This window comes from uncultured Clostridium sp. (assembly GCF_947039605.1).
GTDB lineage: Bacteria > Bacillota > Clostridia > Clostridiales > Clostridiaceae > Sarcina.
In genome coordinates, this window is the sequence record NZ_CAMQZG010000015.1 from 1 (window position 1) to 21,672 (window position 21,672).

General features: G+C 26.3%; 18 protein-coding genes and 1 pseudogene. 5 read left to right on the forward strand and 14 right to left on the reverse strand.

Annotation, left to right across the window (positions count from 1 at the left end; all coding sequences use genetic code 11):
* The coding region (locus Q0V24_RS07190; protein WP_297519921.1) for a hypothetical protein at positions 1-355 on the forward strand (355 nt) is incomplete at its 5' end.
* A gap of 200 nt (positions 356-555) precedes the next feature.
* Here Q0V24_RS07190 and Q0V24_RS07195 read toward each other — a convergent pair.
* A complete protein-coding gene (locus Q0V24_RS07195; RefSeq protein ID WP_297519923.1) occupies positions 556-747 on the reverse strand; it encodes a YwbE family protein in 192 nt (63 codons plus the stop codon).
* 225 nt (positions 748-972) lie between these two features.
* On the opposite strand from Q0V24_RS07195, the gene Q0V24_RS07200 reads away from it, so the two are divergent.
* A complete protein-coding gene (locus tag Q0V24_RS07200) occupies positions 973-1,638 on the forward strand; it encodes an NlpC/P60 family protein (RefSeq protein WP_297519925.1) in 666 nt (221 codons plus the stop codon).
* Positions 1,639-1,675: 37 nt separating this feature from the next.
* Here Q0V24_RS07200 and Q0V24_RS07205 read toward each other — a convergent pair whose 3' ends face one another.
* On the reverse strand, positions 1,676-2,965 hold the full coding sequence (locus Q0V24_RS07205; RefSeq protein WP_297519927.1) for a DUF11 domain-containing protein: 1,290 nt from the start codon (positions 2,963-2,965) through the stop codon (positions 1,676-1,678).
* Positions 2,966-3,177: 212 nt separating this feature from the next.
* On the opposite strand from Q0V24_RS07205, the gene Q0V24_RS07210 reads away from it, so the two are divergent.
* Together Q0V24_RS07210 and Q0V24_RS07215 are read left to right on the forward strand one after the other, a co-directional pair.
* Positions 3,178-4,548 (forward strand): hypothetical protein, encoded by a 1,371-nt coding sequence (locus tag Q0V24_RS07210; RefSeq protein ID WP_297519929.1) that lies wholly within the window; start codon positions 3,178-3,180, stop codon positions 4,546-4,548.
* A gap of 152 nt (positions 4,549-4,700) precedes the next feature.
* The gene (locus tag Q0V24_RS07215; RefSeq protein ID WP_297519931.1) at positions 4,701-5,432 is read left to right on the forward strand and encodes a hypothetical protein; all 732 of its coding nucleotides are present in this window, start codon (positions 4,701-4,703) and stop codon (positions 5,430-5,432) included.
* Positions 5,433-5,550: 118 nt separating this feature from the next.
* On the opposite strand, the gene Q0V24_RS07220 is transcribed toward Q0V24_RS07215, so the two are convergent.
* The gene (locus tag Q0V24_RS07220) at positions 5,551-6,873 is read right to left on the reverse strand and encodes a C1 family peptidase (protein WP_297519934.1); all 1,323 of its coding nucleotides are present in this window, start codon (positions 6,871-6,873) and stop codon (positions 5,551-5,553) included.
* A gap of 558 nt (positions 6,874-7,431) precedes the next feature.
* On the opposite strand from Q0V24_RS07220, the gene mnmA reads away from it, so the two are divergent.
* Positions 7,432-8,535 carry a tRNA 2-thiouridine(34) synthase MnmA gene (gene mnmA, locus Q0V24_RS07225; RefSeq protein ID WP_297519936.1) on the forward strand — a complete coding sequence of 368 codons (1,104 nt, stop codon included), beginning with the start codon at positions 7,432-7,434 and terminating at the stop codon, positions 8,533-8,535.
* Positions 8,536-8,640: 105 nt separating this feature from the next.
* Here the strand turns inward: mnmA and Q0V24_RS07230 are convergent, their stop codons facing one another.
* The 11 genes and pseudogenes from Q0V24_RS07230 to Q0V24_RS07280 form a co-directional block, all read right to left on the reverse strand.
* Entirely contained in the window at positions 8,641-9,018 is a 378-nt protein-coding gene (locus Q0V24_RS07230) for a hypothetical protein (RefSeq protein ID WP_297519938.1), read from the reverse strand.
* A gap of 164 nt (positions 9,019-9,182) precedes the next feature.
* On the reverse strand, positions 9,183-9,890 hold the full coding sequence (locus Q0V24_RS07235) for a Fic family protein (RefSeq protein ID WP_297519940.1): 708 nt from the start codon (positions 9,888-9,890) through the stop codon (positions 9,183-9,185).
* Between the two features lie 95 nt (positions 9,891-9,985).
* Entirely contained in the window at positions 9,986-12,004 is a 2,019-nt protein-coding gene (locus tag Q0V24_RS07240; protein WP_297519943.1) for an ABC transporter permease, read from the reverse strand.
* Positions 11,994-12,761, reverse strand: a complete 768-nt coding sequence (locus Q0V24_RS07245; protein WP_297519945.1) for an ABC transporter ATP-binding protein — start codon at positions 12,759-12,761, stop codon at positions 11,994-11,996. The genes Q0V24_RS07240 and Q0V24_RS07245 overlap by 11 nt, the downstream gene beginning before the upstream one ends.
* Before the next feature lie 94 nt (positions 12,762-12,855).
* On the reverse strand, positions 12,856-13,818 hold the full coding sequence (locus tag Q0V24_RS07250) for an ATP-binding protein (RefSeq protein WP_297519946.1): 963 nt from the start codon (positions 13,816-13,818) through the stop codon (positions 12,856-12,858).
* Positions 13,819-13,886: 68 nt separating this feature from the next.
* Positions 13,887-14,552 (reverse strand): response regulator transcription factor, encoded by a 666-nt coding sequence (locus tag Q0V24_RS07255; RefSeq protein ID WP_297519948.1) that lies wholly within the window; start codon positions 14,550-14,552, stop codon positions 13,887-13,889.
* A 223-nt stretch (positions 14,553-14,775) separates the two neighbouring features.
* Positions 14,776-15,042, reverse strand: coding sequence for a hypothetical protein (locus tag Q0V24_RS07260; RefSeq protein ID WP_297519950.1), 267 nt, complete (start codon positions 15,040-15,042; stop codon positions 14,776-14,778).
* Positions 15,043-15,099: 57 nt separating this feature from the next.
* Positions 15,100-16,275: a Wadjet anti-phage system protein JetD domain-containing protein gene (locus tag Q0V24_RS07265; RefSeq protein ID WP_297519952.1), complete on the reverse strand. Its 1,176-nt coding sequence runs from the start codon at positions 16,273-16,275 to the stop codon at positions 15,100-15,102.
* Positions 16,262-19,513, reverse strand: coding sequence for an ATP-binding protein (locus Q0V24_RS07270; protein WP_297519954.1), 3,252 nt, complete (start codon positions 19,511-19,513; stop codon positions 16,262-16,264). The genes Q0V24_RS07265 and Q0V24_RS07270 overlap by 14 nt, the downstream gene beginning before the upstream one ends.
* Complete coding sequence (locus Q0V24_RS07275) at positions 19,491-20,069, reverse strand: DUF4194 domain-containing protein (RefSeq protein ID WP_297519956.1); 579 nt, start codon at positions 20,067-20,069, stop codon at positions 19,491-19,493. Before Q0V24_RS07275 ends, Q0V24_RS07270 begins: the two co-directional genes overlap by 23 nt.
* A 24-nt stretch (positions 20,070-20,093) precedes the next feature.
* Positions 20,094-21,494, reverse strand: a pseudogene (locus Q0V24_RS07280) (Wadjet anti-phage system protein JetA family protein).
* Positions 21,495-21,672: the final 178 nt, after the last annotated feature.

Genomic DNA, 21,672 nt, shown 5'->3' on the forward strand with positions numbered 1-21,672 from the left:
TACAATGGCACTCGCTATAGAAGGTGAACTTTTACTTACAGAAATCGCTAATTATAAAATAAATAGAGAAATTAGTAGAATCTTATTTGATATTTATGTGGAAAATATTTTAGAAAATACAAACTTCAAAAAAGTAAAAGTCTTATATGCTGATAACATAAAAAAAACTTATAGACATGATGAGCTTAGAGGACTTGTAAAAGGACATATTGTAGATAATGCTCGAGAACTTTATAGTAATGGTATAGGTCATTTAAATGACTTCACACTATATGTCTGTGATGATAAATCTTGTGTAAAAGTTACAATTTACGACCCAAAAGAGGTTTTAAGTATAGTTGAATATGATGATTAAATAAACAAGCCCCTAGCATTTTTTTTGCTAGAGGCTTATCTTTATTTCTTCTTTGAACAATAACTATGTATTTATAATTGGTCCAATCTGTTTAAAAAATTTCTGGATCTATTTTTTTAGAAATTAAAATATCTATTATATCTAACATTAATAATCGCCTAATTTTAATTAATCTCAAATAATATATATTCTAAAAGCTTTTATAATACTTCTTTAACTCTAACAACTATTCCACTATCAAGCATCACTTTTATTCCATGATGATGATTTGGAGATTTTGTAAGTATTCTTCCAACTATCCCTTCTGTAAGTTTACCTGTTCTTTGATCTTGTTTTTGAACACCTCTTACTTTTCCACCTATTTTTATGTTTACTCTATTTGTTCCATCCATTATTTGTTACCTCATTTCTTTTTGTTACATTAATTTTACACTTTAATCTCACCAATATCCACCATAACTTCATCCTATATCTTCTACCTCTCCTTCAATAGCATATCTAGCAAATTTTTTAATATAAAAAAATCTATAAAACTACCTTAAAAAGCAAACATTTCCACCTAAATACTCATACTATAATACTAACTATTCAAACTCATTTAAATAAGGGAGGTTAATATGGCAACAGCTAAACAAGTATTAAAAAAAGCTAGAAAACTTATAGGAACTCCATACGCATGGGGTGGTAACAATCCTACTACTGGATTTGATTGCTCTGGATATGTTAATTATATTTTCAAAGCAGTTGGAATAAATGTAGGTAGAACTACTTATGACCAAATTAAAAAAGGTGAAAAAATTAATAACAAGGCAGACCTTTTACCTGGAGATTTAATATTCTTTATGGATAAAAATAATTCTCCTTATCATGTTGTTATTTATACTGGAAACAATAATATGATTGAATCTCCTAGAACTGGCCTTAATGTTCGTGAGAGAAATCTTTATAGATGGGATGGCGTAGCTAGAAGAGTTCTTGATTCAAATGCAGTAATTGCGCCTCCTATAGATAATAAAATTCCAGCTCCACAGCCACCTCTACCTACAAAAACTTTTTTAAGAGTAGTCTGTGGTAGTTTTGAAAGAAAAGATAAAGCTCTCAAAAGACAAGCTGAAATTAAAAAAGTTGGTTTTGATACTTTTCTTCTTGCATATAAAAAGGATGGTACTACTTACTTTAGAGTAATCTGTGGAAGTTTTAACTCTAGAATTAAAGCTAATGAAAGACAATCTAAACTTAAAGAAAAAGGGCTGGATACTTTTTTGTTTACTTATAATCCATAAAGGTATAGAGGTAACTATTTTAGTTACCTCTATGCATTTAAATATAATTCCCGATTTTAACATCTAATAATACTGTTGCATTTACAAACACTGACCTATCTTCACATAAATTATAATATACATCCTCTACTAAACCATTTACTGCCACTTTGCTTCCCGCAACAAAATTTTCTGATAAAACTACAAACTCTGTAAAATATATTTTATAGTTAGCTGCATGTACCCCTTGTTCCTCTTCATTTGCAGTATAGTTGAGTATTATATTTATAAAACCACTAACAATCAACTTATATCCTGTGATTTTTTGACCTTCCTGAGATATTCCTTTTCCTGTCTCAATAATATGACACCCTTTAATAATAGCTTCTCCTCTTACTTCATTTACACTTTCTATATCTGGTTTACATTTTGGAAGTTCTAATTTTGATTCTAAACTAACTTGTTTAAATGATGATATTCTTGATTTTATAGCATTTATTACTTGTGTATACTCAAAATCCTTTTTTCCACATTCTCCATTTTGCAACATATACTGAAATTTAACATTTCCTCTATTTTCTATAATGCCAGTACAATTGGTATCTATAACTTCTACTTTATACTCAATTATTAAAATTTCTATTGGGTCTAAACCATTTATTTTCACACCATTTTCTATATCTACAGAATGGATAACTTCATTATTAACTTTAAAACTTCCTTCTATAAATTTAGTGCTATTATCTAAATTATCCTTAAAAATAATAGAATCTGCCCCTAAAGTTCCATCATTTAGCAATGTTACCTTGTAAGTGATTGTGTCACTTAACCCTGCCTCTTTTAAATCTGCTTCCTTTGATATATATAAACTTGCTTTATTTACATATGTTTCTACTACTTCACTCTTACTCTTACACCATCTAATAATAAATTCTATAGGTAATTTAAACTTAGCATTTCCAATTGCATGACTTTCTACAATTCTAGTATCATCCGAAAGAATTTCCACTTCAAAAACTATAATTTTAGTTTCTCCAATCTCTAAATCACCTATTTCTACCCCCGAGAGAATATTACCTTCTTTAAAAGGAATATTATTTATTTTTAATGTTCCTTTTATAAATCCTATCCCACCTCTAAACTCCTCATATATAATTATCTCTTCAAGCTTTATATCACCTATATTGCTTGCAATAATCTTATACTCAACTACATCATCTATTACAGTCCATTCACTACTAACTAAATTTTCTAACTTTAAATTAGCTCCTACCGCCATTTTCACTTCATTATTTTTATTATTTAATGTTTTTATTATTTCATCTATTGAACTATCTTTTTTAAACATATAAATTCACCACTTTATCGCCTTTTTTTATTTCATAATATAATATGCCTACTATCCTTATTTTGATATATTTTTCTATTTACTCATAAATTTTATTACTATATTATGTATACTTATTTAAATTAATATGAAACATATACCATTTAAGGGATTTATTTATTATAATAAAATTATAGTTATGAAAATATTTACAAAAGGGGATTGAGAGACATATGAAAAACATGAAAATTAACTTTAATATAGGAATTAACTCTACTACGGACATGACTTTAAAAGTGAAATTATTTATTGAAGATATACCAGCTATGGAAGTTTTACATCTTTTTAGAAGTAAATCAAAAGTATTAGATATACAAAGCAAAGTTGAATATAAAGAAGATAAAGATTTTATACATTTCAAAATAAATGGTGCAAAATCTTTTGAATTAGAATATGCAGTACAGGTTGGATTCCTTGCAAAGCATGGTGCTTATGGTCTAGTTACAAAAGATATGGTTGCATTTGCTGGTGAACAAGCACTTTTACTTCCATTTGAAACTTTAAATCTTGCTAGCAACAAAAACAAATTAGGTTTCGACCTTAAAATTTCTTATGATTTTGATACTTATGAGAATGCTATTGTTCCTTATAAAAATGGAACTGAAAGTTCTCTTTTTGCAAGTATTTGGGGTAATATGTTTGAAGTTATGAAGTCTTCTTATGTTTTCACAAAAGTTGATACTCATAATATAAATAATAACTTTAAATTGCACACAAACTTTAAAGTTGATGATGTTACAAAAAACAATTTAAATAAAATCTATGCTTATTATGCTGATTTATTTAAAACTGAAATAGAGCTTAATTTAACATCACTACAAACAGAATTTGCACAAAAGCTATTTGCTGGAAGTAGTAAATCAAATATTTGTGCTACATTTGATTTTACAAATAAAAGAGATTACCAATTAATTTCACATAGAATGTTCCATGCATTTATGGACACAAGACTTAATCATTCAGTATTCCATATGCCACCTAACCTTTGGGTTACAGAAGGTCTAGCTTCTTTATATGAGCATAAAGCCCTAGAAGTTTTAGATACTGATTTTAAGAATGCTTATGATATTTCATTTGATGAAGAGCTTAAAAAACTTTATAGAACTTACCTTTACTCAATAAGTAAAAATGAGAAACTTTATAGCTTCCCACCATTACTTGAAGGTAACCTACAAAGTAATGCTTTAATTGAATATCTTCACTACACAAAGTCACCTCTTCTTATAAAATTCTTTGAAGATGCTAGTCTTTTAGATGGTGAGAATCAATTTATAAACTACTTATTATCACTTGAAACACTTGAAAACTTCTCACAACCAGATATGTTTAAGAATATTCTTACAGAAAACTTAAATGATATAACAATCAAATATATCTTTGGCGCAGAAAAACTTCACCTTGATATAGACCCTACTGGGGATGTTGAAAAAATAAGAGAAGAACTTACAGAGTTTGAAAGAGTTATGAGTACTTGGTTTGAGCTTGATAAAGTAAAAAATGATAGCAGTGTTACTGATGAAGATTTAAAATTATTCAGTAACTAATATAAAAAAATGCCCTATTAAAATATAATTTTAATAGGGTATTTTCTTTTTCTAAAATTTTTCTAAAAAACTTTTAATAACTTGGAATAATATTCTTTATTTGTGCATATAACTATAAATGATACCCATATTTTATATAATTAGGAGTTTTTATGATTAAAAAGAAATTATTAACCATTTTATTAACTATGACAACATGCTTTACTTTATTTATTGGATGTTCAACATCTGAAAAAGTTGTTCAAACAAATATTAATAATACTACAAATGAAGAAATTCTAGAAAAGGAAATTATAAAATTAGATATAAATGAAATTTTAAATCTACTAGATTCAGGAAAAGATATTTTAATTAATCAAATTGGAAATTTCATAAGACCCGATGAATCAGAAATGCGTTTTACTAAAGGTGATAAAGATGTACTTGAAGCTGAAACTAAAATAGTAGTAAATTTATATTCTGCTGGTATTTTAAGCACACCTGCTACGATACAGGATAAAGCTAGTGAAAGTGTATATGCCTCTAAGTTTAATCTTGGTGATATTAAGCTCGATTATACAATCAAATTTGATAGAGAACTTCATACTATTATAACCTCTATAGTGGTTCTTAATGATAATTTAATAAAAATTGATTTAGATGACTTTAAATGGAATATGTCTAAAGAAGTTGCTATTTCTGTTTTTAATGAACTTTTTGATATTCATAATGCTGATGATTTATATGACTCATTTTTAGCATCTATAAATGAATCTAAAATTAATTCAGAAGATTGGCTTCTTGACCAAACATTTTCTATTAACTCACCTGACAATAATGGTAGTGGTCTTGTAACTTTTGGTGAAAATAATGTCACTTTCACTTATGAATCTGATATACCTTAAACTTAACATAATAAAAAAATGGCTATTTCAAACTACTCGGTTAACTCTACTACATAGATAATTTATCTTAGTAGCTAACCCACTTTGAAATAGCCATTTTTATTTTATAATTAATATCTTACCCCATTGAATCCCAAGGTGTAAGTTTTATTTTTTCTGCATTTAACATTTCAAGTTGTTCTTTTGTTAGATACTTTTTATTTATTACAATATGATATACATAGTCATTAAGCCATCTATCACTCATTACAAAGTATCCTTTATCTCCAGGCTTTTCACCCCAACTATTCTCAACTTTCCATCTATTAGGCTCACCATCTACAAGGTTAACCCCTGTTATTGTCATAGCATGAGCTGTTACAGCTTCAAAGTATCTTAATCTATCAGTTTTTGACATCTTAAAGTTAACATCAAATAACCCTTTATAATCAAATAATTTTGATTCAAGGAATCCTTCATCTCTTGACATACCTTGCAGAACATCTGCTCCAAACCAAGTAACTTCTTTATCTTTTATTTGATTTAATAGTACTTCTTTAAATTCTTTTAAGTCAAGATTTAAGAAACTAACATCTTGTCCACCTATAACATTCTTTTCAAATGGTATGCAGTAAGTTTTATTAAACTCTTTATCTGGTGCATTTATTATAACAACATATTCATCTAAATCTCTACCAATATATTTTTCATAAAAATCTTTTGGTGTAATCTCTAAATCTTGAATATATTCATCTGCTTCATTTCTAAATTCAAGGTCAAATTTGTGAGGTGGTTCTCCAAATGCATATGCACACATTCTATATACTTCATTAAGCATTTTTCTCACTGTTTTATCTATGCTTTCACTAGCTTGTCCATCTTCTATCATAGCTCTTAGATTCATACCATCTTTTCTAAGTTTTAATCCAAGTATTTGAGTAAACTCTTTTGTTCCCTCACTAGCTTTTGTTTCTGGCATTGCATACTTTGGAACCATTCCATACTTTTTAATTAAAGCTGCTGAATTATCCCATTGTCCACCATCTTCATTACAATTTTTGAATAAGAAGTTTACAATTCTGCTATCAAGTGGCTCATTTGCTGTTTCTATTACAAAGTTATAAAAAGCATTAGCCTTTTCAAATCTATCCCAAAATGATAAATAATTTTGTGAAAATTCAAAATTTTTAACATTGTGCTTAACCGCAAAATCATGTCTTAATGTATTAAGAGTTGCAAATAACCAACATCTTCCGCTCTGTTTTTGATTTGAAACTTCACCTGTTTTAATTTCTATTGAAAAGTTTCTAGCAAGTTTTTTTGCTATAACCTTATTATTCTTACATGTATCATTTATACCATTATTCATTACTGCATTTTTTATTATTTTTGAATTTGGTACTTCTTTTAATTTCTCATGGTATTTTTTTATATCATTTATATTTATTTCTCTTTCCATCATTTACATCTCCCTTGTATACTATCTCTTTCTCTAGAGATAATCATTCTCATTTGTTATTTTTATTCTATCACTAGAATATCTTAGTATCAAGCACTAACTTTTACCTATTCTTTTGAAAAATCAATAAATTTTTATAAATTTATAGATAATTTCTCTAAAATCTATATTTTTATTAGTAAAATCCAACTAAAAATTTATTAATTCAATATAAAAAGCGCTAAAGCTATCTTTTTAAGTTGCATATTCTACTTATGAACATTCCCATAAACCCAAATAATTTCACATCAAAGAATGTAAGTCCTATTGCAAGTTCTAAAAATAAAAAAATATCTTAATACTTGACGAGGATGTTATAATTATTATATATAATGAAACTATTATCTTTAAAAGTTTCTATTATTTAAATAAGTTATAATTACATATAAGTTTAGGTGCTTTTTAAAACATAAATCTTTACTTTATTTGTTAAAAAGTTAAGCATAAAACACTTTTATATTTTTATATAAACAGTTTTATGTTAAGCAAAACTTAATTTTAAAAATGAAAGGATGATTTTACGTGGAAAATAAACAAAAGAAAAGAGTTATACTTGGTATGTCTGGTGGAGTTGATTCATCAGTATCAGCACTTTTATTAAAGGAGCAAGGATACGAAGTTATAGGGCTTTTCATGAAAAACTGGGATGAGAAAAATGATGAGGGAATCTGCACTGCTACAGAGGATTATGAAGATGTTGCAAGAGTTTGTAGTCAACTTGATATTCCATACTATACAGTTAACTTTGTAAAAAAATACTGGGATAATGTTTTTGAATATTTCCTATCTGAATATAAAAAAGGAAGAACACCAAACCCTGATGTTCTTTGTAATAAAGAAATTAAATTTAAGGCTTTCCTTGAATATGCACTAACACTTGATGCTGACTATATTGCTATGGGTCACTATGCACAGGTTAATACAAATGAAGATGGTAAATTTGAACTACTAAGAGGAAAAGATTCTAATAAGGATCAAACTTACTTCTTATGTATGTTAAATCAATACCAATTATCAAAATCTTTATTCCCAATTGGACATCTTGAAAAAAGTAGAGTTAGAGAAATTGCTACAAAGGCAAACCTTGCAACTGCTACTAAAAAAGATAGTACTGGTGTATGTTTCATTGGAGAAAGAGATTTTAATAAATTCTTAAACCAATACCTACCTGCTCAAAAAGGTGAAATGAAAACATTTGATGGAAAAGTTATAGGTGAGCATAATGGACTTATGTATTATACTATAGGTCAAAGAAAAGGTCTTGGAATCGGTGGTGGTTTCAGTACTTCAGAAGAACCTTGGTTTGTTGCAGAAAAAGATGTTGAGAATAACATATTATATGTTGTTCAAGGTGAAAAGAATGCAAAAATTCACTTTAGTGGACTTGTGACAGAAGATGTAAACTGGACTTCTGGCATAGAGCCAACAGAAGAATTTAGATGTACAGCTAAATTTAGATATAGACAAAAAGACATAGATGTAACAGTAACTCCTCTTGGAAATAACAAATTCAAAGTTACGTTTGATGCACCTGCAAAGGCAGTTACAGAAGGACAATTTGTAGTATTCTATGATGGAGAAAAATGTCTTGGTGGTGGACCAATAGAGGAAACTATCAGAGCTTAATAAACTTAAAAAGTGTATGCCAGAATTTTGGCATACACTTTTTTTAGTAAAAAACTCATAAAAAATGATAAATTTAAATACCTCTTCTATGAGCGTTCCTTTTATTTAATCTACATATATTTTAATTTTCACTTTTCCATTATTATCATCTGATTTATAAATAATAGGATTTCTTAGCTGACCAGTTTCTATATCTTTAAGTAGTTTCTTAAAATCATAATTTCTAAAGTCAAAACCTTCTTTTCCTATCTTAGTTATATTATCCTCTGGAATAATACTTGCAATTCCACTAAACATTTTAAGCAGCGCAAGTGGTAATGAAAAGTCCTGATGAATATTCTCTTTCTCCATATCAATAAATACTTTAAGCTTTGTATATTTTTTAATCTCTGCCATATAATTATTTTCTTCTATAACTTCTACTATTTCTGCTTCGATAACTTCAATATCCTTATCTAAATCTATCTTACTCTTCTTATTCATTTTTTCACCATCCTATAATTTACTTCTTAATTTTATTATAGTCTTATATATATTTTTTTCTATACTTATACAAAAGTTTAATATAAAAAGACTGTATTAATATTTAACTTACTAATACAGTCTTATAGTTTTACCTTCTGATTCACATTTCCACAAATCTTATTTTAAAACATATTTATATTTTCATTTATAAAGTCCTTTTGATTTTCTAAATAGCTTACAAGTGGTTTTATATTATTTATACTTGAATCTCCTAAAGCTTTTTTATATTCATCTAAGCTATCTCCATTCATATATTGAAGCGGTAATTTATTTTCTAATAATTGTTTTAAATATATAAAACGTCCTATTCTTCCATTACCATCTTGGAATGGATGTATCTGCTCAAACTCTAAATGAAACTTTGCAAGATTTTCTGATGTAACTATTTCTGATTTATTATAATCATCTATTATTACGCTAAGTTTATCTTCAACTTCTAATGGACTTGCTGTTTCAAAATTTGCTCCTAAAATCTTATTTGCATACTTTTTAAATACTCCTGCAAGACCTAAATCGTAAAGCCTTGTTCTATACATAAGACTACCATGCCATTCTTTTATCATTTCTAATGTTAGCTTTTTTCCTAATGTTTCAATAACCATATCAAATGTATAAAAAGAATTTACAGTTTCTTGAACATCATCTAAAGTATGCGTTCCTGTCACTATATTCTTTTCCATTAACATTTGCAAAGCCTCTGTTGTAAATGTGCTTCCCTCTATCTTATTAGAATGATATATATAATCATATTTTAATATCTCATTTAAAGAATTGTGTATTCCCTTTGTTTCTATTAATATTTGTAAAAATCTTTCATAATCATATTTCATAAAATTCTCCTAATCACTTCTGTTTATATACATAATTATATATTATCAATATTAACATATAAACAGAAATTTAATCATTGACTCTATTATTTTAATTATTTCCAAATATTTCTCTTAAAGCTTTGATAAGTCATCAGAAAATATCCACTATACAGTATAATCATTATTATAAATGAAACTATGATATTCATAATAAATGCCTCATTCCCTATATAAGCTTCAACTTGTTCTTTATATATATTTAAATATCCTGCTAGGAATAATATAAATCCTGTTACTGCAATTAAAAGTGCCACTCCAAAGTATATTGATATTTGTTTTAAGATTATTTTATTTATATCTTTTTCTTCTACTCCAAGTTTCTCAAGTACTATAAATCTATCTTTATTTTCTATTGAATCTACAAGTTGTTTAAGTCCTAGAATAGTAAGGCTTATCATAAATAAAACTATCCCTACATACATCCCAAGTATTCTCATTCCAAGAGTTGCATTTAGTATTGTATTTTTTTCGACTGTTTTAATTCTTGCATATGGATATACTCTTCCATCTACATTTTTTATAATTTCATTATTAGATTCTTCAAAAATCTCATCTAACTTTCTACTTAATTCTACTCCATCTTCAAAAGGTATTTTATCATCTAAATTAGCTACAAAATTATAAAATATAACCTCTTTATTTTCTAAATACTTATCATTAACTACATATATCAATGGAACTCTATTAAAGTCATAGAATCCTTCCCCTATACTCTCATTTATTATTCCCTCATCTTTTAGCGTTAATTTTTGATTATCAAGTTTTATATTATCTGTTTCTTTTATATACTCATCTAAAATTTCATCTGGCATTGTTTTTTCTATTTGTAGTATATATTCATTATTCTTTAGACTAACTTCATCATAACCTAATACTTTTCTCATTTTATTAAAATCACTAAGTTTAATTGCTATTTGTTTTTCATACTCTGAGTTATCCTCTATAAAATAAGTACTAAATTCTATAAAATCTTTCCCCTTATATATATCTTTACTAAGTTCTTTTTTATACGCATCATAATCCATATTGAATTTACTATACTCGTCATTATCAACTAATATTTCATTGCTAATTGCTATATCAAATGGAAGTCTATAATCTAAATAGCCTGATGCCCACTGCGCCATCATAAGTGAGCCTATAAAACTTATCATTCCAAAAAGCAATGTTAAACTTATAGTTGCCATTATCCCTGGGGATGATTTAATTTTAGCTGACAGACCTCCAAGTAAAACAAGGTTTGTCCCCTTATACTTAAAGCCTACAAACCTTTCTTTCACTACAACTATTATGTAGGAAATTGAATAAAACATAAAGTATGTCCCAACTATAAATGAAACTCCACCAACAAGTAATGCTTTCATTAAGTTATGACCTGCATTGCTGCCAAAGAAATCTATGAATGTCATAAAAGATTTTAAACTTGCACAGTAGCAAATTACTGCTATTATAAATAGAACTATATAGAATATTCCCTTTCTTTTAAATCTACAATCTGTCTTTTTATCTTGATTCATAAAATCTATAAGCTTAACTTTATTTAGTGCAATGATATTAAATAAACCTATAACGCCAAACATTAGCAAAAAGAATATAATAGTTTGAATTGCTGTATCACCATAAAATTTAAAGTTAAATAAAATCTCTTGCTCTGCACTTACCAAAATAGATATAGTTAAAAGCTGTGAAAATATAGTTCCAAGCATTATTCCACAGACTATTGCAAATATTCCTATAACAATTGCTTCCATAAAAAACATAAGTGCTACTGTCTTTTGCTCCATTCCAAGAAGTATATAAGTTCCAAACTCCTTATATCTCCTTTTCACCATATAACTATTTACATAAAAAACTAGAATTGTAAGTACTAAAGTTATGAAGTAAGTTGAATATTTTAGCATCATCTGTAAATTTTCAAAATTTAATGTACTCTCTGTTATAAACTCATACTCACTACTTGAAAGTGATGTAAAAGCATAAAACAAGCTAGAGCATAACATTATAGTTATAAAATATATTAGATAATCTTTTACTGATTTCTTAGCATTTTTAAGAGTTAAACTAACGTACATCTCTTACATCACCACCTAATAGTGCTACAACATCTAAAATTTGATTAAAGAATCTTTTTCTAGTATTATCACCTTTAACAAGCTCTGTAAATATCTTTCCATCTTTGATAAAAAGAATTCTATCGCAGTAACTTGCAGTAAAGCTATCATGTGTAACCATCAAAATAGTTGATGTATTTTTCTTGTTTAAATCAGAAATCATTTCTATAAATAATTGTGCTGACCTTGAATCTAGTGAGCCTGTTGGCTCATCAGCTAAAATTAATTTTGGTTTTGTAACAAGCGCTCTTGCACAGGCACATCTTTGTTTTTGCCCACCTGATACTTCATATGGGTACTTATCTAGAAACTCACTTATTCCAAGTTCCTTTGCAACACTTAAAACTCTAGCATCTATATCAAACTTTGGAGTTTTATTTATAGTAAGTGCAAGGGCTATATTCTCATGCAATGTTAAAGTGTCTAAAAGATTAAATTCCTGAAATATAAATCCTAAATTTTCTCTTCTAAACTTTGCAAGTTTCTTCTTTGAAATATCCGTTATATCTTCATTTGAAATAATTATATTTCCAGCACTAACCGCATCTATTGTAGAAATTAAATTAAGAAGTGTTGTTTTACCAGAACCTGATGGTCCCATAACTCCAACAAATTCACCTTCTAAAACTTCAAGACTTATATCATCTATAGCTTTAAACACATTACCCCCTCTACCATAATACTTTTCAATATTCTTAACATCTAAAATTTTACTCATTTAAAATCACCTCTGACTATATTGTAAGTCACTATTCATAAATCAAATTCGATTGTAACTTACTTTATAGTTACAATATTGTCACTTAAGATACTTATTCAAAAATATTATTACTTGCAAACTCACCTTTTGGAAAAATAATATCAATATTTGTGTAAACATTAAAGTCAGAGTCTATATATACATCAATCCCAAGCTTATCTGATAGCTTTTTGACTAAATAAAGTCCTATCCCTGTTGAATTATTATTCCCTCTTCCTTTTTCCCCAGTAAATCCTTTTTCAAATACTCTACCTATATCCTCACTTTTTATCCCTTGTCCATAATCTTTAATACTTAGACAAACTCCATTTTTAACCTTAGATACTTTAAACTCTATAACTTGCTGATTATCTTTTTTATATTTTATAGAATTATTAACAATCTGCTCTATAATAAACTCGATCCACTTTTCATCTGAATATATAAGTTTATCTTTATCCGACATCTCAACAGAAATTTCATTTAAAATAAATTGTCTTCTATTTTTTATAAGCACCTTATTTATACACTCATTTAAGCTAATCTCTTTAACTAAATAATCTTTTTCTAAAGTTTCACTCCTAGCATAAAAAAGGGCTTGTTCAATATATAATTCAACATTTGAAATTTCCGATAAAACTTCATTGGATATTTGATTTTTATTATTTTCTGAAATTAACTTTATTGCTGAAATTGGTGTTTTAATTTCATGCACCCATTTCTCTATATAATCTTTATAATCCATTCTATCTCTTTTAACCTTTGAAAAATCCTCAAGCATACTTTTGCTAGTTTTTTTCAAAATATCATAATATATTTTATCTTCTAAAAGTTTTGGTTTATCTATGCATTCACTTAAAAGATACTTTTTATCAAGATTATTAATTGTACTATTTAGATAAGTTAAGTATTTCTTTCTACTTTTATATTCAATAAAATTCAAAGCTAAATCTACAAATGTAAGAATAGATACTATCATCAAAATATCTTTTACCTCTACACCCTTACTATATATAAATATACCTACACTACTCATAACAAAAGTTTTTATTATTATATCGAGCCTTTTCTCAAGCAAAAAATTTATAAAACTAAAATCACTCATCATATAATATAGCCTTGCCCTCTTTTAGTTTTTATAAAATCAATTGCACCAAGCACTTCAAGCTTATGCCTAATCCTATTTATATTTACAGTTAAAGTATTATCATTAATAAACATAGAACTTTCCCATAAATAATCCATAATATCAACCCTTGAAACTATCTTCCCCTTGTTATTAAACAGATAAACTAATATTTTAAGTTCATTTTTAGTAAGTTCCTCACATTTTTCTAAATAATTAACCCTACTAGTCAAAATATCAATCCTCACATCATTATGTACTAGCTCCTCACTATCAGTCTTTTTATAAACACGCTTTAGAATACTACTAATCCTAGCAAGTAAAACCTGTGTATTATAAGGCTTGGTAACAAAGTCATCTCCTCCAAGAGTAATACTCATAAGTTCATCCATATCTGTATTTCTACTAGTCACAAAAATGATAGGCACATCAGAAAACTCTCTTATACCTGTACAAATTTTAAAACCATCATCAAAAGGTAAATTTATATCAAGCAAAATAATATCAACCTTATTATTTTTTACATACTCTACTACATTATCAAATTCATTTATTCCATAAGCATTGTATGCATTATTTTTTAGTAACACGCAAAGCTCTTTTCTTATTTTCTCATTATCCTCAACAACTAAAATATTAAACATATTTCCCCCTAGCTTGTATTAATCAATATTTCAATTTTACATTTTTCTCAAGAAAAATTCATAGAATTAAAATCAATTTTTTATTAATATTTAAAACTCAAAAAGTAAATATAAGAAACAAAAAACTCTAGCCATAAGTAACTAGAGTTTTTTTATTGCTTATATTTTAGATTTTATTGTTAACTCATTTAAATCTATTATTGCATTTATTATCTGCAAAAAATCAATGCCTAATATTCCATTTATCTCGAATCCACAATCTTTCATCAATATCTAGTACCTCTTTAGATGTGTTATAAACATACATTTCCTTAGTTTTATCTGCTTTGTGTCGTATAGAATAATTCTTTAGAGCTTCATTACCATTCTCATACGCTCCTATTACAGACATATCTTCTATAATCCTTTTTCCACTAACTGAATTTGCTTTAAGCATCTCAATCAGAACCCACTTATTATTATAATTATCTCTTATTTCATTCCATTTCATACAGCATCCCTCCTTTCTTATATTTTCTCATTCCATAAGATAATTATAATATCAAATCTAAAAAATTATTTCCTGTTCAAGTTTTTTATTATGTTCTAACATAAATTCAAAAAGATTATAGTGCTCCTTATACTCCTGAACTTCAAGCATTCTTTTTAATTCTTTTATATCATTACTACTTAGTCTTTTCCCATAACCCATATATTTTTTTAAAGTATCTATATTCATATTTAATGCCTTAAATGGAATTCCTGTTTTTCTCTTTAAATTACTTAAAATCTTAAAACCACCTACATCTATATCTCCGCAGTGATAATATTCAATAAATCTATTATTCTCATAAATTTTTTTCAAAAGATCTTCTCTTACTTTATTATGATATCCTCCTAGATATATCGCTGTATCTTCTCCTTTAAGATTATTAAAAGATGTAAGATTTTCAATCGTTACTAATTTTTTCGATTTAATTACTATATTGCTTAATTTATCTATATCTTTTGAACTTATTCCTATTCCATTAGATAAATTTGATAATTGCATTTCATTTCCATCTATATTTAAACTTATATTACCTCTAAAATATACATATGTGCTATTTTTCATTATGTTATAGTCTAACTGACTTTTTTCTGTACTAAAATCAGTTATTATTTTAAACACTTTATTTTCTAATTCCTCATATCGTTTTGAATCACCATACAATTTTATTGAAAAACTTCTTCTCAGAATTTCTTCTTTTTGTTTCATCACTGAATAAATACCAACTATTATATCTTTACACTCACCTAACTTTTCAATATCCATATATTTTTTTATAGATTTGTTTATACTAAAACTCTCTAAAACAAACTTAGTGAAATTTTCTAAACATTCAATATTTGACTTATATTCCTCTAATAATTCAATTAATTTATTTTCACTCCCCTTTTTAGGGAGTCTTCCTAAATATACATAAATATCTTCAGTATTTAAAATATTTAAACTGACTTTTTTTATTATATGATTATCAAACCCACTACCTCTATAAAGATTTATAAAAGAATATTTCTCTAGTTCTTCACAAACTGCATCTATTTCCATCTTTTTTCTAGAATCCAATTCATCAAAATACTCTGGTAATGTTTTTTCATTAAACTTAAAATATATATTATTCAGGGAATCTGTTTTGTATAACTTACTTTTTTCATATTTATCAATTAATTTATTTAAAATTAATTTTTTATAATTCTTCATAGCTATATACCTCAATTATGCTACTCTTATCCATTTTCATAGCGAGTAATGTCGTACTTACATATGGAGCTATTGATTCTATTTTTTGTGGTGGAGCTGCAACTATAACTTGCAATCCTAAGTTTTTATAAAACTGCATCATTGACACAATTCTTCCCTCATCCATTTTATCAAACGCTTCATCAAAAATTATAAGTTCCATAGATTCTCTATTTGTATATGAATTTCTATATAACTGTAAAAATGAAGAGGCAATTATAACATAATAAGGTGTTTGAGTTTCCCCTCCACTTTTTTCCTTACAAACTTTAGAAAATTTAGCTTTACTTCCATCTTTATATTTAAGTAAAATATCATATTCCATATAATTTCTATAATCAGTAAACTTCCTTAAATACTCTTCTGAATTGCTATCATCTATTGTTAACTTCTCAAATAATTCTTCTAAGGATTCTTTATATTTATTTTGGAATGAGCCTGTAAATAAATTAAATCCTTGTACAAGATTTTCTTCATCCATAACCATATCATGATACTTAGTTAATTCATTATTTTTTTCTAACTTAAACTCATATTCTTCCTCACCAAAGAATATTCCTTTTAATCCCTTATTAAGAGTTTTAAACTCTAACCTAGCACATTCTATATACTCCTTTAATTTTGATATAAAATGTTCTTTAAACTCCTCTTCTGCAATATTTTTTGCATCTTTTACCTTTTCTTCAAATTCTATAATTTTACTTTTTTTAAGATTATCAAGTTCTTTTTGGAATATAGCTATATTCTTTAATCCAATTTCAGCACCAAATTCATATATATTATTATACTCAAGTTGCTTTATTTTTAAATTATCTTCTGATTCTAACTGTTGCTTTTCATATCTACTTCTTGAATTAAAAAAATTGTTTTTTATAACCTGATTAGTTTTATTTTCTCGTTCTAATTTAAATCTCAATTCACCCTCTTCTGCAATTACAATATTCTCTGTATAAATCATTTCAAGTTCAAATATCTTTTTCTTCAAAAAAACATCTTTTTCTTTTTTTATTCTTTCATTCTCTTTTATATTAGCCATATAGCTAATATGACTTTTATCTAACTCACTTATTTTCTTTTTTATTTCATTAATTTTCTTTTCAATTTCTTCTTTACGTTTAACTAAGTCTATATACGTAGACTTTTCTTGATTTTCTTTTATTTCATACTCTAATTTAGCTATATTTTTCTCTAACTCATCATATTCTTTAATAATATTTAACTTCTCTGCTATCTCTTTTAATTTGACTGAAACCAAGATATTGAGATGACTTTCAATACTTTTAAATTCAATATTTTTCTCATTTAAACTAACTTTCAATATATTAGCTTCTTCTTCTTTCCTTTTCAATTGCACTGACCACGCATCATTCCCTATAAATGGAATTTCAAACTTTTTAGGACTAATAGCCCTGACTACATTATTTTTATGCATCATACATTCTTTTGTTATAGAAATTTTATGGCTCTTTAATTCTGAAACCTTATCACATCTTATTACATTTCCTAATATACTATTTATAAACTGTTTAGCAGATTTATTTTTAGAATTAACTATTCTTCCTAATGAATTTTCATCTGATTCTTTAAACTTACTCAACTTTCCTATATTTATAATCCCATAACCATATAACTTTTTTATTTTCTTAAATTTATCATACACACTTATTGCATAATCAAAATCTTCTTCTTCAACAATCAAATAAAATTTTTGTTTGTTTAAATATCCTTCGATCGCATTTTGCCAACTTGTATCTGTTATCTCTAACAAATCACATAAAATTTTAGGATTAACTTTTTTCCCAATCTTTTCTGCCTCTTGTATTATCAGTGCTTTTAGCTTAACTACTTCTTCTGGATACTGTAGTTTCCTACTATTTAATTCTCCTATTATTTTTTGTATTCTCTTTAACTCTTCAAATATTTTTTCATTTCCTATTTTCAACTCCGCTATAGAACCATATAAGGTGTTTTTCATTTTTTCTATTACTTCTGCATTTTTTTCAAAACTCAATTTTAATATTTCTAAATTTTCAATTCTTATATTTAAAAGCATTTCATAAACTTCTCCATAAATATTTTTGAAGTTATAACTCTCAAAATTATGATTTTTATATAAATTTTTTAAATATATCTGTTGAGTATTTATCTGCTTATATAAAATATCTCTTTCTCTTCCTAATTTTTCTTTCTCTCTTATTTTAGGAATTAAATCATTCTGTAATTTTTCAACTATCTTAAATTCTTCATTACTTTGTATTTGAATTTCTATATTATTTCTATACTTATTTTCACTTTCAATTTCTTCATTCTTCCTTCTCTTCTTTTCTTGTACTTCATTTATTAAATAATTATTTTTTTCTATATTTTTCAAGCATAAATTCATCTCATCAATTAAAATATTTTCTTCAGCTTTTATCACTAAATAATTATGCAAATCACTCAGCTCTTTTCCTTTTTCCCAATTTCGATAATGTAAGTTTATCTCTTCTAATTTTTCTACTTTAATTTTAACTTCATCAAGCAAATATTCAAATTCTCTATAAATCCTTATGTTTTCCCTGAGTTCTTCTACATTAATATTTTTTTCTTCTAAAACATAAGAATAAACAAATTCTTTAACATTGCTTATAGGCTTAAATGATAATGCTTTAGGTAACAACTCAAAAAATTTCTCATTAAAATTACCTAATCTATTTCTAAAATCTCGTTTTGCCTCACTTGCTTTAAACATTTGTATTTTAAACTCACTAGCATACCTTTTAAATTCTGTTATGCTCTTTGGTACACCATCTATAAACTCAATACTCTTCAATTCCATATTTTCTATTCTATAAAATTTAGAATCTGCTGATACTTCAGATGAAGAATCTATAACTACTCCAATTATAAACTTTCTTTTTTTCTCTTCCTCATAAAACTCTAATGCTATATGAGAAACAACATTATTTTCTCTTTCAAACTTTTTACCTTCTTTTCCTGTTTTATATCTAACATACCCTACTAATTTTCTTTTTGATGATTCATTTGCTGCCTTATTAAAATTTTTCTCTGAGCAAGTAAGAACAAACTGAATTGCATCTAATATTGTAGATTTCCCAGCTCCATTATCGCCTGATATAAGTACAGAATCATTTATTTCTATAGTTTCATTAATGAAGGCATGCCAATTTATAATCCTAACCCCTGTTAACTTCTTCAAAATCTACATCCTCCCTTTTTTTATAAGTTTGTATTTTATCAAATGCAAACTTTATATTTTCACTTTTAACTAAAGCTTGTATCGTTGGATAAATAATAAGTCTAGAATCTCCTAAAACTACTTCTCTATCTAGTGGCTCTAAAATATTATATCTTTTTAATTTAGTTATCACCTGTCTAAGCGTTGTTTTATCCATTAACTTAAACCCTAAAGCGATAAACTTATTTTGAAACTCTTCTACCTCAATAATTGTATGGTCTGTTGTTGCAAGTTCTTGATGTTTCTCATAATATAATATTTTTAAAATTAAAATACTTATACTTTCAATTAAATTAAATTTATATCTATTCGAACCAAATGTATTTATTAACTGTGCTATTTTAAGTCCCCTATTAACTTCTATTTCAAAGCCTAAAACTTCTAAATATTCATTCATTGCCACTAAATTTCTCTCTATAAAATGATAATCTTTTTTACAATTTTCCTTGTATTTAGTAATCAAACAACATCCTAAAATTTTATTGCAAACTCTTTTAAACTCCGCTTGTTCTTTCATACTTAAAGATTCATACAACATATCTTATTTTTCCCTCCATATTTCAAAATTTCTAAACTTAAAACCATTCTTTAAAATTAGTTGCCCTTTTCTTTTAATTTTATATTTAGAAAAATGATTATTTGCATATACACTGATATAAATAATTTTTATATAATCTTCTTTATTATTAATCTCAATTTCACTAGCTTCTATCATACTTTTCTCCCCTAAAAGCTTTTCAACTAATTGATTGACTTTTTTAGGTGAATACTTTTCACTTTGCTTTTTCTTGAATGCCTCTAATTTCTTTTTTCTTTCTTCATCATTAATTTCAATAGTTTCTATCTTACTTGACTTGAAATTTTTCTTTCCTTCATTACTTATATATAAAGATGTTTCATCATAATATCCCTGTATATACATAGAAAAAATATTACTAACAATATCTATCGAATCCGTAGTTAAACTTAGTTCCTCTTTTTTATATTCACTACATGTAAACTCTAATATATCTTTTAAAACTCCAACCATATCTTTAGAATTATTAAGTAAAAATTTTGCTCTTGTGACTGAAGCCCTTATATATTTTGTGTTTTTTATGTCAATTTCATTTGTTATATCATCAATGTCATTAAAAGCATTTATAATACTAACAATCATTTCTGAAATTTCTTCTTTTGCCTCTTCATCTTAAATAGATTCTACATTTTCTTTATAATCTGAAATAGCACTAGTTAAAAATTCTTTATTTTCAAGTTTTTCATATAATATTTCTATAATTTTAGGTCTATATCTAGATATATTTTCTGATGTTTTAAGCTTATGATATGATTTATCTAAAACTTCTCTTGTATATTTTCCAAACAAGTCTTCTAATATCTCTTCAACTTTCATTTTTTGAGTTAAATTATCCATATACTTTTTTATATTTGAATTCAGTGACTTAAGCGAACTAATAATTTCTTTGGTATTTTCATAAACTTGCCTTAATGTTAGCCATGCATTTCTATCCTCGCCTGAGACTAGCAATGTATATATAGTTATTATATTCCCTCTATACTCTACACTGTCCTTATTCACTAACTTTAGAAATGTTTCTATCATTGTTATGGAATAATCATGAAAATTAATTATTGTTTTATAATTACTTGTTACTTCACTATATATCCACCCATATTGAATTAAATTTCTTAACACTAAATTAGCTTTTTCTCTCGTATTTTTACATTCCTCTTCTTCTTCTAAAATCATTTCAACATTTTGACCTTCTAAAAAATCTTCAATTGCTGAAACCATTATTTCTTTTTCTATTCCATATGATAATCCATTTTGAACTGAATTATATAATAATGAAATTACTTCAATGTACAAACTTTTATTAAGACTACTTAATGGTACAAAAAACTTTTCAGGAACTACCTTAAAAATACCTATCTTCTTCATATTTTCCCCCTTTTATTTCATAATTATACTAATACTACCATTTTATTTGTTTTGTTGAAATATTTATTTTTTATAATTATCGTCTTCCATCAACTTCTTTATACTATAAAAAGAAAAACCCTCTAACTTTTTTATGGTTGAAGTATTTTTCTAAAGCTTCTTTTCTAGTTCTAGATCA

Excerpts from the sequence above, each read along its gene's own strand:
- Q0V24_RS07275 (WP_297519956.1), bottom strand. The coding sequence starts at position 20,069 with ATGAAAGAACAAGCGGAGTTTAAAAGAGTTTGCAATAAAATTTTAGGA.
- Q0V24_RS07205 (WP_297519927.1), bottom strand. The coding sequence starts at position 2,965 with ATGTTTAAAAAAGATAGTTCAATAGATGAAATAATAAAAACATTAAAT.
- Q0V24_RS07260 (WP_297519950.1), bottom strand. The coding sequence starts at position 15,042 with ATGAAATGGAATGAAATAAGAGATAATTATAATAATAAGTGGGTTCTG.
- Q0V24_RS07215 (WP_297519931.1), top strand. The coding sequence starts at position 4,701 with ATGATTAAAAAGAAATTATTAACCATTTTATTAACTATGACAACATGC.
- Q0V24_RS07255 (WP_297519948.1), bottom strand. The coding sequence starts at position 14,552 with ATGTTTAATATTTTAGTTGTTGAGGATAATGAGAAAATAAGAAAAGAG.
- Q0V24_RS07200 (WP_297519925.1), top strand. The coding sequence starts at position 973 with ATGGCAACAGCTAAACAAGTATTAAAAAAAGCTAGAAAACTTATAGGA.
- Q0V24_RS07250 (WP_297519946.1), bottom strand. The coding sequence starts at position 13,818 with ATGAGTAGTGTAGGTATATTTATATATAGTAAGGGTGTAGAGGTAAAA.
- Q0V24_RS07245 (WP_297519945.1), bottom strand. The coding sequence starts at position 12,761 with ATGAGTAAAATTTTAGATGTTAAGAATATTGAAAAGTATTATGGTAGA.
- Q0V24_RS07265 (WP_297519952.1), bottom strand. The coding sequence starts at position 16,275 with ATGAAGAATTATAAAAAATTAATTTTAAATAAATTAATTGATAAATAT.
- Q0V24_RS07195 (WP_297519923.1), bottom strand. The coding sequence starts at position 747 with ATGGATGGAACAAATAGAGTAAACATAAAAATAGGTGGAAAAGTAAGA.
- Q0V24_RS07235 (WP_297519940.1), bottom strand. The coding sequence starts at position 9,890 with ATGAAATATGATTATGAAAGATTTTTACAAATATTAATAGAAACAAAG.
- Q0V24_RS07220 (WP_297519934.1), bottom strand. The coding sequence starts at position 6,873 with ATGATGGAAAGAGAAATAAATATAAATGATATAAAAAAATACCATGAG.
- Q0V24_RS07230 (WP_297519938.1), bottom strand. The coding sequence starts at position 9,018 with ATGAATAAGAAGAGTAAGATAGATTTAGATAAGGATATTGAAGTTATC.
- Q0V24_RS07210 (WP_297519929.1), top strand. The coding sequence starts at position 3,178 with ATGAAAAACATGAAAATTAACTTTAATATAGGAATTAACTCTACTACG.
- Q0V24_RS07240 (WP_297519943.1), bottom strand. The coding sequence starts at position 12,004 with ATGTACGTTAGTTTAACTCTTAAAAATGCTAAGAAATCAGTAAAAGAT.